This is a genomic window from Bradyrhizobium sp. USDA 376 (genome assembly GCF_054063675.1).
Genome location: NZ_JBSSGN010000001.1, coordinates 155,266 through 168,151 on the forward strand (window position 1 = coordinate 155,266; position 12,886 = coordinate 168,151).

General features: G+C 60.7%; 12 protein-coding genes. 1 reads left to right on the plus strand and 11 read right to left on the minus strand.

The window, feature by feature from the left end; genetic code table 11:
- Positions 1-69: 69 nt before the first annotated feature.
- The 7 genes from ACVJ19_RS00660 to ACVJ19_RS00690 all read right to left on the minus strand — a co-directional run bounded on the left by ACVJ19_RS00660 (position 70) and on the right by ACVJ19_RS00690 (position 8,772).
- A complete protein-coding gene (locus ACVJ19_RS00660) occupies positions 70-3,459 on the minus strand; it encodes a hypothetical protein (protein WP_453947802.1) in 3,390 nt (1,129 codons plus the stop codon).
- Between the two features lie 38 nt (positions 3,460-3,497).
- Complete coding sequence (locus ACVJ19_RS00665; RefSeq protein WP_038936579.1) at positions 3,498-5,597, minus strand: trypsin-like serine peptidase; 2,100 nt, start codon at positions 5,595-5,597, stop codon at positions 3,498-3,500.
- A gap of 1 nt (position 5,598) precedes the next feature.
- Positions 5,599-6,759, minus strand: a complete 1,161-nt coding sequence (locus tag ACVJ19_RS00670) for a trypsin-like serine peptidase (RefSeq protein ID WP_080588718.1) — start codon at positions 6,757-6,759, stop codon at positions 5,599-5,601.
- A gap of 25 nt (positions 6,760-6,784) precedes the next feature.
- Positions 6,785-7,060: a carboxypeptidase-like regulatory domain-containing protein gene (locus ACVJ19_RS00675; protein ID WP_157461078.1), complete on the minus strand. Its 276-nt coding sequence runs from the start codon at positions 7,058-7,060 to the stop codon at positions 6,785-6,787.
- Complete coding sequence (locus ACVJ19_RS00680) at positions 7,057-7,956, minus strand: trypsin-like serine peptidase (protein WP_049806740.1); 900 nt, start codon at positions 7,954-7,956, stop codon at positions 7,057-7,059. The genes ACVJ19_RS00675 and ACVJ19_RS00680 overlap by 4 nt, the downstream gene beginning before the upstream one ends.
- Positions 7,957-8,303: 347 nt before the next feature.
- Complete coding sequence (locus ACVJ19_RS00685; protein ID WP_131233136.1) at positions 8,304-8,552, minus strand: hypothetical protein; 249 nt, start codon at positions 8,550-8,552, stop codon at positions 8,304-8,306.
- Positions 8,479-8,772 (minus strand): Ig-like domain-containing protein, encoded by a 294-nt coding sequence (locus tag ACVJ19_RS00690; RefSeq protein WP_223153741.1) that lies wholly within the window; start codon positions 8,770-8,772, stop codon positions 8,479-8,481. The genes ACVJ19_RS00685 and ACVJ19_RS00690 overlap by 74 nt, the downstream gene beginning before the upstream one ends.
- Here ACVJ19_RS00690 and ACVJ19_RS00695 point away from each other — a divergent pair.
- Positions 8,681-8,962, plus strand: a complete 282-nt coding sequence (locus tag ACVJ19_RS00695) for a hypothetical protein (RefSeq protein ID WP_154694114.1) — start codon at positions 8,681-8,683, stop codon at positions 8,960-8,962. The genes ACVJ19_RS00690 and ACVJ19_RS00695 overlap by 92 nt on opposite strands.
- A gap of 593 nt (positions 8,963-9,555) precedes the next feature.
- Here the strand turns inward: ACVJ19_RS00695 and ACVJ19_RS00700 are convergent.
- The 4 genes from ACVJ19_RS00700 to ACVJ19_RS00715 all read right to left on the minus strand — a co-directional run bounded on the left by ACVJ19_RS00700 (position 9,556) and on the right by ACVJ19_RS00715 (position 12,473).
- Positions 9,556-11,022: a ThiF family adenylyltransferase gene (locus ACVJ19_RS00700; protein WP_453947804.1), complete on the minus strand. Its 1,467-nt coding sequence runs from the start codon at positions 11,020-11,022 to the stop codon at positions 9,556-9,558.
- A 98-nt stretch (positions 11,023-11,120) separates the two neighbouring features.
- Entirely contained in the window at positions 11,121-11,669 is a 549-nt protein-coding gene (locus tag ACVJ19_RS00705) for a hypothetical protein (RefSeq protein WP_453947805.1), read from the minus strand.
- Positions 11,670-11,673: 4 nt separating this feature from the next.
- A complete protein-coding gene (locus ACVJ19_RS00710; RefSeq protein ID WP_028143555.1) occupies positions 11,674-12,162 on the minus strand; it encodes a hypothetical protein in 489 nt (162 codons plus the stop codon).
- Positions 12,162-12,473 carry a hypothetical protein gene (locus ACVJ19_RS00715; RefSeq protein ID WP_028143556.1) on the minus strand — a complete coding sequence of 104 codons (312 nt, stop codon included), beginning with the start codon at positions 12,471-12,473 and terminating at the stop codon, positions 12,162-12,164. Before ACVJ19_RS00715 ends, ACVJ19_RS00710 begins: the two co-directional genes overlap by 1 nt.
- Positions 12,474-12,886 lie beyond the last annotated feature (413 nt).

Consider the following 12,886-nt stretch of genomic DNA (forward strand, 5'->3'; position numbering starts at 1 on the left):
TTGTACCTCATCCCCCACCCCCTTAGAAAGATTGCCCCGTCAGCAAATGACTTTCAATGAATATAATTCTCAAGCAGTCGGTGACAGCATAGACGTCAGCCAACGTCTCCATCCCTGAAATGCGGCAGCTATCGCAATGAAATCCTGCGCCCGATCGCTGTGGTGGTCGACGATCTCCGCATATGCAGATAAGGCTTCGACGAAACTGCCGGCCTCGTCGGCCAGCGATAGAATGGCGTAGCCATCGAGGGGCCGCCGACTGCGGGCCTGGCGGCCGCCGTTCGCCAGGTATTTGTCGACCGACGACCACCATCCAAGCTTGCTCGGAATCTCTCCTGGAAACGCCCTGGTCAGGGCGTGCCCAGCCGGCTCTATCCAATCGGGATGTGTTCCGGCGAGCGTGTTCAGGACACATCGCGCCGCGGCCTCCGAGCCCGATGCGGCCATCTGTGCGACCAACCCCGCGAATTCGCGCGTGAACTTTGGGTCGGCGATCACCGCGTTGCCCGGAATCGCGGACGAGCCCTTCAGCAAGGTCCTCATGCCGGAGACTAGCTCCGGAAAATTGGGCTGCAATTGGGAAGCGACGGCTTCAAATGACTTTCCGAACTCCTGCAACATCCGCGCCCCGATCGTGGAGAAAACGGCGTTGAAATCGAGCTTTCGCAAAATCGGTCGCGCCGTATCCGTTTCATGGAAAGCGAGCACGCGCAATGCGCCGCTCGTGGTCGCGGCCGCCGGCACCTTTTGTCCGCTCCTGCACATCGCTCCGACTGCATCGAGGATGCGAGCTTTTCGTTCCAGAACGACCGAGCCGGCAAAGAAGTCATCCGCATGCAGGATGCACGCTGCATAGTCCCAGGCTGCATCGCCCAACCCGGTCGGGAACGATACGAGCTTCCAGTCAGCCATCCCGGACTGTAGGAGGACGGGAATGGCCTGCGGGTCGCGTGCCCCAAGACGCAAGCAGAAGCGCAACGGCCCGCCGGCAGCTTCATCGGCCATGCGCGCGGCATCGAAGTCGCCGTCGCCAAGTGCAGCGAACGCAGGCGCCAGCGGTCCGGAGGTCGTGCCTCGATTGAGCCACTCCCGCAGCTCGTCCCAGTTCCCCGAACGATACTGGGTTTCGCAGACCATCCCGGCGAGCGCAGGATTGTGCGCGCCCCTCTGCAGATCGTCCAACAGGGACGAAAGCCCGGCGACCACTCCCCGTTGCAGAAGACGCCCGCCGAAAGCCACCAGCAACGAGGACGCCACCTTCGGCGGCAACGTTCTGAGCGCCTGCGCAGAGACCGCCCGTCCGAGCCTGATCTTGAGGTAGACTTGCGCTGCCCCCGTCAGGTCGTCGACGGCACTGGCCAGGAGCGCACCCACCTCCGGCCTCCAATAGGAATCAGCCTCTTCGATTCTCTCGTCGCCGCTCAACAGCAGATGGTAGATCGCTTCCGCGCGCATGTCGGTGCTGCTGTTGGCCCGGGCGCGGAAGAAATTCATGGCCAGCAGATTGGCGTCGTCGAACCGCCGGCGTTCCTGTCGATCCCGCCCATCTTGCCGATCCTGCCGGCGCATCAGGTCGAGCATCGCAAGTCTTACATCGCTTCGGTGCCGCAGGCACTCGCCGCTGCGGGTCACAAGCCAGCGCTCGGCTTCGAGCCTCCGCAACAGCTCCATCGCTTCGTCCGTAGACAGCGCATCGGCGCTTTCGACGAGACCGCTGGCCGGGGCCATCACCTCGCGGATGACATCGGCGGTGACGGCGCGCACGACCAGCCCGGGCACCGCGAGCTGCCGTACCTGAGGGTCGTTGATGTGATTGACCATCCGGTTGATCAGGATCCCCGTAATACGCCTGCTCGTCACCAGGTCCGCGCGGGCATCACGATCGTCGTCTCCGGTCGATTCCCGCGCGTCCCCTGACTCGCGGTCAGATGCCTCGACTTCCCAAATGATCTCGTCCAGGAGAGACGCACGCTCCGCTTGGTCCCTGCTCTTGAGCCAGTTCATGACGATCGCGACATCGAGAGGACTGCCCCGCAGCAGCTTCGCCAGAGCCGTGATGTGCGAACTCGCGATTCCGAGGGCATCGCTTTGGTTGCGCCGGCGGATGAGTTCGACGGTGGCCGCGAGTGGAAGCGGCCCCAGCTTGATGGGCGTGTGACTGGTGGTGATCTCCGGCGCGCCGGCGCGGCCTGCAACGACCACCCGCAAATTCTCCCAGCTCCCCCCGGATCTCGCGCCCGTCGGCGGCGTCGGTGCGCGCAGCGTTGCGATTAGATCTGAGATGCTTTTAACCGCCTGCTGGTCGTACTGAACCACTTCGAATGTGTCGAAGACGAGCAGTACCGGCGCCCGACCCTCGTTGATCGATTCGATGATCGACCTCAGCTCGAAGCAATATGCATTGAGCTGCGATCGCGTCGTATCTTCGAGCAGCCGCTGCGACGGATTGTTGGCCAGCAGATCGATTGCACCTCGCAAATCGGCTCGGAATTTGGCCAGCGGCGCTTCCAGCCCGGGAAACCACGTGGAGAATTGGAGGGCAATGTCGATGAGGATCTGCAGCGGCTGGCGCGGTGCCAGCGCGGCGCGATCGAAATCGAGATAGGCGAAGGGTAGATCGATGCCCGGAAACAAGGCATGGTCGAGAATGAATTTTCCGATCAGACTTGACTTGCCCATGCCGCCGATGCCGCTGATGATCAGCGGCTCGTTGGCGGCGTCGCTGAAGGTTATTCTCTGCCACAAGCTCCGAATGGCTCGACTTGCATATTGCCTGAGCTCTTCGGGCGGCACGATTCCAACATATGCGCGCAGCGTCTCGATCTGCTTTTCACGGCCGACGATGCGGTCTCTGCTGCCGTCCGCGCCATCCTGCTCCGTCCGCCCAACCAGGACTCTCAAGGGCTCCAACAATTCGCGTTTGGCGATTTGCCTGCGGACATCTGCCGTTGGCGGCACCGCCGCGAAGTCGGTCCCGGCGAGCCAGCCGGACACGACCATCAACTGATCGAGCTCCGAGGCCGTGGCGGCGTCTAGCTCGGGCAAATCACCCTTTATGACCCGGCGGAGCATGGCGCCCTCCAGATCGTCGCTGTCCGCAGGTATGTCGATCGCGGACTTCAGCGTGTTGGACGCGTTGGCATCCAGCAGCACCTGCCGACGGACGCTGGGCTTGAGTTGCCACATGGGCGTCCCGCTCCGCGGCACCAGTTCGGATTGGGCAAGCAACGCACGAAGATCCGGACTTTCGTCCTTGTCGGGCGAGAAGCCGATACTGTTGGGAAGGAAGTAGCCGCGGGTGGCGGCGGCCAGCAGCTGCTGTGACGCGAGGTCACCAGGGAAAGCCGTCTCGGTCTTGCCCGACACGGAATTCGCAGCGTCCCGCACCACGCTCAAATCGCTATCGAGCTTTGCCGTATCGATACCGGCTGCTCGCAATCGCGCGACGATGTCAGCCATTGAAGACGTGCTATCCGGTGCCGCCATGCCATTCACCTCTATTGCATGACCTTGATTGCCTTCAGCGCTGGGACCACACCGCCAGCCAACGTCTTCAGCCTGAGCCCAGGATCGGCCAAATCCGGCAACGTGGCCTTCGAATATTCGTAGAGCGCTGCAACCGTATCATCGTTGTAGCGGCCGTCCGCGCCAGCGGCAGAAACTGCTGCCCGAATGCAGCTCTTCCAGGCTTCGATGCCAATCGTGTCGTAAGCGACGACATCGTGCTTGTACTGACTTGTATATTCGCGCACAAAATCGGGAATATGACCGATCAGCAGCCAACGCATCGATTTCAAGCCCGGTCCCAACACCTGCTGCGTGTCCGTGACACCGATCATCCCCGCGATGAGTTCCTTCAGCCCTCCGTCAGGCGGCGACTTGTGGATGTCATCGATGACGATCCAAACGAGTTCGCGCAATACCAGTTCCTGACCTGCCGCCGGCCCCATCGTTCTGTCGATCACGGTTTCGCTCACGGTAAGTCCAGCGTTTTTGGCGCGATCCTCCAACAGCCGACCGAACCAGGCCGGCAGATCGTTTGCCCACCAGCGGGTCCGTTGCCGCTCGTCCGTAGGTTTTTCCGGCATACCCCTCATTTCGCCAAGATCGATGCGGCGGCCGAGTTCCAGGAGAAAATCCTCCGGCCTGTCGGATTTAAATTCCTTCATTTCCTCGGCGGAGAATTCGACCACGATCGCGGGCCGACGTCGTGCAATGGCGCGCAGGATGCGGGTGGAAAAGCTCTTGCCGGACTTTCCAGGAACACTAGATGCGTTCTGCTCGCTGACGACCAGAACCCGCTGCACCGCATGCGAATCGAACATCGCGAATGCGGCTTCCTTGAAATCCACCCTTCCCAGCACTGGCTCGGGCTTCTGGCGATCATCGGACAACGACCACAGCCCGTCGTTGGTCCCGAAAACGGCGGATGATTCCAGCAGAAGGCCTGGTTTCTCCACCGAAAGCCGGGCGATCACCTGATTTATAAACACACCCTGATTGCAGAGACTGGTGGGCCTGTTCGGATAGGCTGACGGGTGCCCCGCATTGTGAAACCCGACGATATCCGGCGTTGCGTCGAAGCAAGGTGATCCGGAGGAGCCTCCGTTCGTGTTGGTCGAATAAAACAATCGGGTCGAGGGATCGGGATCGCTGTCGACAAAGTCCCCCTTATCGAACATCTGGGGACCGGCGGAGGGATGCTGCAGAAGCGCGATTGCACTGCCAGGACGCGGCGGGCGCACCGGGGCGCCCAAACGCTGCCATCCGCGAAGCTTGCCTCCGCCTCCGCCAATGGATTCGGCACCGATCCGTTCGGCCAGACGAATGATTGCGCAGTCGAGGCGCTGGTCAATCGGCGGCGGGCCGAAAAGGTGGGTCCGTCCGTCATCCGGATGCTTCATGCTCGACCATTCGAGCCAACGGCTGGCTGGCGGATTTTCCCGAGGAGTCACGAGCCTGACCACGCGCAGACCACTCGGCGGGGCTGCGACGGCGAAGGCGCCGACGGGCGCCCAGTAGTCGAACACGAAAGCTAGGCTCTGCTCCGCTCCCGCCAGCGCAACATCCCCGGCCGGGCCGGGGACCAGGAAGCGCTCGACGACGTGACGCGCCGTCAGAACGAGATCTGCCCCGATGAGGAAACCGGTCCCCTTGAAGCCCGGCTCGTACGGATCGTCGATCCAGATCGCACACACACGGTAACGGGCGGCCTCCATTCCTTCAAAGAACGTCTTCGAAACCAGGAAGGGCTGAACCTTGTTGTTCAGGCTCTGGAGGTTAGCCTGATCGGCCACTCCGTCCGCATTCACGGCAATCTGGTCCGAGAGGATTCCGCGAAGCACGGCATTGGTCTGACTGCGACTGATGAGCTCGACACAAAACCGTTCGAGCCATCCCTGGCTGGCCAAGTGCGGTACCAGCGCTTCCGTCAAGACGACCTTGTTGCCCGGATCCTGTGGCGCAAGACGCTCGATATAGTTCTTGCGATCGCTCGGCTGCGTGTCGGGCGGCAGGATCGCGTCGACCGCCGCCGTTATCACCGCCCACGAGGCGTAGAGATTCAAGACTTTCGGTAAAATCGCCTGCGTCGGCATTTTAGATACCCCACTCCCCCGTCTGGCTTCGGACGATCGCAGGGTGATCGGCTATCGCCGACAGGAGCACGGCTTCGTTGCGCGCTCCGGGGCGGCCAAAATAATGCAGTCCCACAACCTTCGACGATGCGAAATCCACCAGCGGACTGCCGGAGGACCCATTGGTCGTCGAACAGTCGTGGGCCAGTACATCCGTGCCGAGAAGCTCCAGCACGCAACCCGGAGAAAAGCGCTTGGTGCCGTCGAGCTCACCGAAAACTTTGAATACGTTCTGATCGTCCGCGAGGTCCTTGATCGGGTGCCCTGCGACGAAAACATTCCGTTTCGCCCATCCGTTGGACTGCGCCTTCAGATCCATCACGATCGGTGACGGCATGCCGCCTGCCGCGTCCGCCGTCGGCGGCTTCAGCCGGAAAATCGCGAGATCCGGTTTGTCACCGCCCTCGACATAAAGCACCTCGTCGAGGGCGAACCGCGAATGCTTCGAGCCTCCCTTCTCGAAGCGGAAATCTACGACGCATGGCCGATCGGTCCGCAACCGCCATCCCTGGCGCACGTCGGTGGCCGCCAGCGCAGCGTTCTGTCGGGCCACCGCACCGGCGACATGCGCATTGGTCACCAGCGTGTTCCTGCCAATCAACCACCCGGTCGCAACAGGAACGAACGGCTCAGCGCTTCCGACCATGATGCAGCCAACCCGAGCGCAGATGTCCAGGATCGCGTTCTGTGCCGTATTGATATACGCAACCCAGAAGTCGTCTTTCGCAGTCGCCGCACTGGTGTCGGGCGCATCGCCCTCGACGAACCAGGCTGGCCGCCCAATGACTTGGATCACGGCCTCCAGATTCGCCAATTGCCCTGCGTTGAGATCGCGATGGCTGACGTGACCGCCGGCGAGCGAGGCGGCAAGGTCGAGTCCTTCCCGTGCGGTCTTGTTGGCAACCGCGCGAGCGAGCTCCGTCGCGCCGGGAGACGCCGCTTTGAGATTCCATTCGATGCGCTGCTCAACCTCCTGCAACGACGGTGACTTCGGCGCGACTGACTCCAATCCGCCGGCTTCTCGCGGCGCCGCCGCTGGTCCGAGCCCCAGCTTCTTGATCTCTTTGATGACTCGTTCGGCGCGTTCCTCAGTGGACTCCGGGAAGCGGGCTCGACTTATCATGGCGTCTCTCCGCAGGGGACCGTCATCAGGGCGGATCGATTGTTACGTCATAGGTCTTGTCCGGCTCCGCTCCGACATTGATGTCTACGGAGCGGCTCTCGCCAGAGGCGGTGAAGATGCGCAGCCGAACCTCTCCGGTTGGAAGCCCGATCTGGGCATGCCCGTCCGCATCCGTTTGATACATCAGTTCCGGCACCGGACCGCTTGCCTGCTCGACCGCGATCCGGGCACCGGCAAGCGGCCGCCCATCGCGGAGGGTCACATGAATGAAGCACCGGCTGCGCGGCACGGAAGCTGTCAAGCCGAGGCGGCCTGCAACCACTCCTTCACCGTCAACACGATCTCCGGCGAAAGTCGCGGTCCGGAATTCGCCGTCACGCCGAGGCTGGGCGCCGTGCCACCTATTCCATAAGCGTGCACCGCAACGGCAACAGCTTCGCTGGTCGCCGACGCCTGGACCCAGACAGGCGAGCCACTCTGGCCTCCGTACGTATCGACGTCGTAATAGATGCGGTGTGCGGACGTCCGAAGCACCCTGTTCTGGTGGAAGTACTGGTTTCGCCCGTTGTCGAGATCACCCGGATAGCCCGAAATGTTGACGAGAGCGTTCTCCAGCTCGGCATCCGTCTGCGACGCGATCTTGAAATAGCCGACCTCCTCGCCCAGCGGCTCCGCCAGCTGAATGCAACCGATGTCATGATCGGGATCGGCCGAGTTGATCCATTGCTGAAGCGCAAAGAACTTCGTTGCGGTCACGGTCCTGAAGGGAGACACGCCTGCGTCCTGCCCCGGCGAGACCTCGATCGAACCAATCCAGCCGTTGAAATCCGACGGGCTGTAGACGCAGTGTCCTGCGGTCAGCAGGGTCTTGGGGCCGATAAACCACCCCGTCCCGATATACGAAGATGTCTGTGGCGGCCGAGGCTTCAATTTCAGCCCGGCAATCTTGCGCCACGGCGGGGCCTTTGTATTGGTAATTCTGACGCGGTCGTCGGTGCCCAGCACTGTTTCGTTGCCGACCCGCACGCCCTTCGGTTTTATCTTGACATCCGATTTTCCAAAGACAAGCAGATCCTGCTGCGATTCGCCCTTGGACTCGGCGCTGCCATCACTGCCGGCAGTTTCGATGACGGGCGCAATGGGTTGATTTTCGGTGGGCGGCAAGGCCGCTGACGACGACCAGGGCAACGCATTCATGCCAAATCCTCCTCAAAAAATAAATCAAGAGATTACGGCTACATCCTAGTTGCGTCAGAATTTTCTGCAACCAAAATCGGATCCTCGTTCCCGTCTCGCCATCGACGACGGGATCTTTTAAGGTCAGGAGCTATTCCATATTGAACGATGAGCTTGTGGCCTGTCTTCTGCTGGAAAACTGGGGCAAAGTCCGTTGAGCACGTATGCGACTGAAGGGACGACATTCAGTTCAGCTGCATTACTCTGCCGAGAGCATGTGGCGGCGGGCATAGGCAGAAACTTCACCTCGACATTCCTGATAGCGTTCCTCCTCCGACTTTCTCGCAACACACTGTAATGACGAACCACTAAAGAATGTTGTTCAGTAGAGAGAGCGCTCGCGAAGTTTGCGCCGCGCGGGCAATGGTTCCCGTCGCCGATCGCTCGGCAAAGGCGAAAGTCAGTTTGTCCGTATTCACTTCCGACAATCCAAGAAGGCTGTCCGGCCTTTCCCCGCTCGAGCCCGAGAGTTTGGTAGTGAGGTTAAGCCCTTCGCTCGTGAACGCCATTTCGGCGGATCTGACGAGGCTGATCTCTCCAGCCAGACTCGTGTCCACGCTGGGACTGCGGAAGGAGTCCACCTCTGCCCCAGTTTGCGGCTTGCTCCTGCGCCAAGATCATCTCCGTAACCGAGCCGACTGACAGTTGATCGTGATCGAGGTCGCTGTCGTTTGAGAGTACGCCAATGGCTGCCGACGCTGTAACAACCCTGCCTTTTGCTACGCCATTGCTGTCGGAAATTGCGACCGGATCGTGGTTGGTTGGGGTGAACAACACCCACTATCCTTATTGCGACAAGTACGGCGGTCGCACCCAATGCGCCGATACCAGGGATTGTCATCAGCCGGCGTGTGACGTCCTCTCGATCGGCGACCGCCTCGATCTCCTTTGTCACTTCGCGAATCCGTTCTTCGAGGCGGCGGAGATCGGCGAAGAGATCGCCCACCAGGCGACGCATCACTGGTGACAAATCGTTTCTTTCGTCATTCAAAGCGCGCGGCAACTCGAGTTTTAAAGGGGATCAATCGCTGTCCGCTCAAGCTCCCGAACAACGCCAAACTCTTCGCCGTTGAAGCAGTCCTCAGGGCGATCCGAGACGTCGTGATGAGGCCAGCGCCAGAACACCATGAGTGTTCAACCGAACAACAGAATGAGAGCGACGACTATCTGTGCTTGTAACACTTCCCCCGGAAAAGGCTTGCGGCACTATTTTGTCCAGAATTTTCGATGGGCCAACAAGCGCGCCGATGCGACTCAGTTCGAGAACGGGCCTTCGGAGCAAATGCTGGCTTGGTATGCAAAATCGGCAACAGATATTCGTCACTTCTTAAGGAGAGATCAGCCGCAGGAGACCAAGTTGCCGCGGCCAGAGCTCGGCCGATCAGCGTTGCTGCGCAACTGCGCTGATTCACTCCATCCCTTCGCCTGACCACCGTCCCTGCTATGGCGCTCAGGTTGGTCGTCCAGGCAGCGGACGACCTCTTCTCGAGCGTTCGCGTTTATCTGGCGCGCAACTGGTTTTCTCTAACGGACGATCTTCTAGACCGAAGGCGGGACCGCTCAACGCCACAGACGAAGATGGCGAGACCTGCCTTCGGTCTGGCAGGTGCAGTTCGGATTTGCGCCTTGCACGAACCAGCGAGAACTTGGATGGAGAAAATAGAAGAAATTGGAGCAACCACGATCGGTTGGAAAAGCAGCAATTCCGATCGACATCTTAATGTGCTGGGCAGCCAGAATGATTCCCGCGGCCATGGATGTGAACCCCACCGAGAATTGCGGGTCACCTGGCCGGTTGACGTAGTCGGCAAGTTGCTGGATGCCGACCGACGCGCACCCTGGATTGCTTAATGCCTCCTCGACCTCGTTAGCGCTCATGCCGCGAGCAGATGTCCACGCTGCCCGTTGCACCTGCGACAACCCGCGCAACTCATCAACCAGGGCAACGAGTTCTTTGCGTGGATCGCGAAGCCGGTTGTGGCACTTCAGGCACATCCACGGCGAGCGAACGTCGTAGATGGAGACGCTTGACCGCAGACCCGTAGCGTGCGTGCTGCCGCCCATCAACGTGCGCGGCCATACATTCTGGATCGCGTGCCGGGCGAAGTTTCCATCAGTATCGTCAACACATGAGAGTATCGTGTCGAACCGGAAGATTGCCTCATCGGACGCGAGCTCCGGAAGCTGATCGCCTCGATCCACGCGACGCAGAAACTCCTCCCACTTCTTCATCACATGGTGGGCCGTCAGCCCGCGGGACCGCAGATATTGGGCAACGATCTCAGCCTTTGATCGATCGTCGTTAAAGTCAACGATGCGAGCAAGCGGATAACGGTTGAGATTGGTTATATCGTCCAGCGCCTCCGGATCGATGGCCGTCACGTGACCCCGCACACCAGGCACGGAGCCGAGGGCCAGCGCGAAAGCCTGGCCGACCGCACCGGCGCCGACCAAGTAGGGCTGGCCGATGGACAACGTCTCGGGCAGCTCAGCGGAGGGCAAATCTTCCCACCCCGATCGGGTCTGCAGATCGAGGAGCGAATACGCAAGCTGATCGACGAAGGAACCGCGTTCGGGGTTAATTCCGCGCAGGTGCTTGAAAACCTCGGCAGCAGCTAGACACCCCGCGAAAGCAGGGCCGAGTGGATTTTTGTCCCGCGGTATCACGCTAGGAGCTGATCCGAGCGGACCCGCGTAGATATTCCATCCGTCTGCGAAGATCGACAGTCGTCGATCCGCGGCGAATCGCGCGCCCTCATTTCCAACCGTGATCTCAACGTCTGCGCGTTTATCAGCGGCGATATCGAGCTCAACGCGGACACGATCGCCTACGGCTTCCTTCGCCCATGCCAAAAGAGACTCACCGAGACTTCCAGGCTTGGCGTACGGTACGACGCCGTCGAGAAGGCGGGTCTCCGGCACTGACAACGCGATGCCCTCGACAAGCTGGTCTTGCCGGACCAGTTGGTTCGTCAGAGTCCAGATCATGTGCTGCCCGGCGAACGTGGACGCGATCGCGGCGGGCACCGTGACTCTCACCAAACCTTTGCGGGCCTGATCGATAGGTCGAAGGGCACCGGAAGGGTCCGGCCGCAAATGCCTATCGCCGAGAAGAGGGCCAGACATCAGCGCAAATCCAGAAAAGAAACCGTACCGGCACCTTCGAGAACGAGACGGCGGGCCGCGTCGGCGATCGAAAGAAGGTGCCAGTAGTTGATCTGGAGTTCATGGATGCCGGCCCGATGCGGCCATGGACCGGTCCAGTGACCGTACCGCGGAAAGACCACCGACAAGACCCCTCGACTTATCGCACGGGCGTCGTCGTATCGGGAATGCTCGACCCAGTCGCCCGGATGCGAATGCACCTGAGCGAGCGCGACCCAGCGCTTTGCTCGGGTGGCCGCCGACACCGCCGCCATTGCCTCGCCGGTGACGTCGTAATTGCCCCACGTGCCGCGCTGTGGGGGCACAACAACGGCTTCCACGCGCCCGCACCCTCCAGGCAGATCGCGACCGTACCAGAAGCAGCACGTCTCGACGCGCCCGGCCCCTTGCAGCACCCCGACCGTTTGTTCGAGGGCATTCTTGGGCGCGTAGAGGATAGCGGAATTGGCTTGATAGGGCTGCTGCGGCGGCGATCGGCGTATCTGGTCGTCCTGATCGAAATTGCTCATGCGGTTACCCCTGACGGCCCCTGTAGTAGAGCCGCATGGCCTCGGTGATGGTGAACAAGGTGTGGTTGAAATTGTGGCGCTCAGGGTCCCAGACATGCCGCGCCTCTACCGAGTGGCGCAAGTCGTAGAACTCCAGCGTCGTGGAGTTGCAGATGAGCTGCCGCTTTTGGTCGTTGTAATTTGGATGCACCCTAAGGTGCGGCGCCTCGATGTTGGGAAGCCACCGATCATCGTCGCCCAGCTTGTAGTCCTTCGTAATCGGGTTCACGAATTGCGCGCTCGGTGGCCATTCGGGATAGCAGTGAAATTGAAGTCGCAGCAGGAAGAAGTCGGCACTCGGGCTCCAGAGCGGCACGCACAGGGTTAAGGCGTCGATTCTGCACCAGCCGGCCTCTTCCAAAGTCCGTCCCTTCAGAGCGAGAGGAAGATCCCGCTCGAGCGCCTCGCCGCCACGAGCAGGATCTGGGACAGGTGTCTCGTTGGCATTGGCCATCACGCCCCGCCGGTGCCACCGACGATCTGATACTTGCGTGCCGGACAGATATGCTGCTCTTGGGCCTGCCGCAGCGTGAGCCCGAGATAGGGCGTCAGGTCGGCGCCGGCGTGTTGGCACTGGAACTTGTCGTCAGCGTCCTTGTGCTCCGCCGGATTAAACTTGCCGTAAGAAGCGTCCCATACAGCCTGCAGCGTGGTCGCCCACGAAACCTTAAAGGTCACGTCGCGGTTTGTCTTCGTGTTCAACACCACGACACGCGTTTCTTTCGCAAAATCAACAACTTCATTCTCATCGGCAACTTCAGCCATCTGCTCGGCTCCTTCCAAAATCAGCTAATTAGCTGAGCCCCTCAGACTAGAGCAGCGGCGGCGCCGGCTTTTTGCGTTTTCACACGGAGTCACGACGAACAAGGGCGCGGGGTGTTGTTTTCAAGCCGCAAGACGTCGCTAACGACGGCCATTCGATCGCAGCTTCGTCGCGGACAATCTCGCACCTGTGCCTTGCAAGCGCGCATTCTCTGCAGGCAACGGTGCAGTTCGTGCTGAACGTTCGCATCAGGCCTTGTCAGCCGTCCCAGCGGGACATACGTCGGCAAGCTATTCGCCGAGCGATGCAAAGAAGTCGGGTCATTCGGAGGAAAACTCTGCGATCGCCGCGTACAAGATATCGACAAACCCGGAACACTTCTGTAGGGAAGTGCACAATATTAAACGCGCCACCT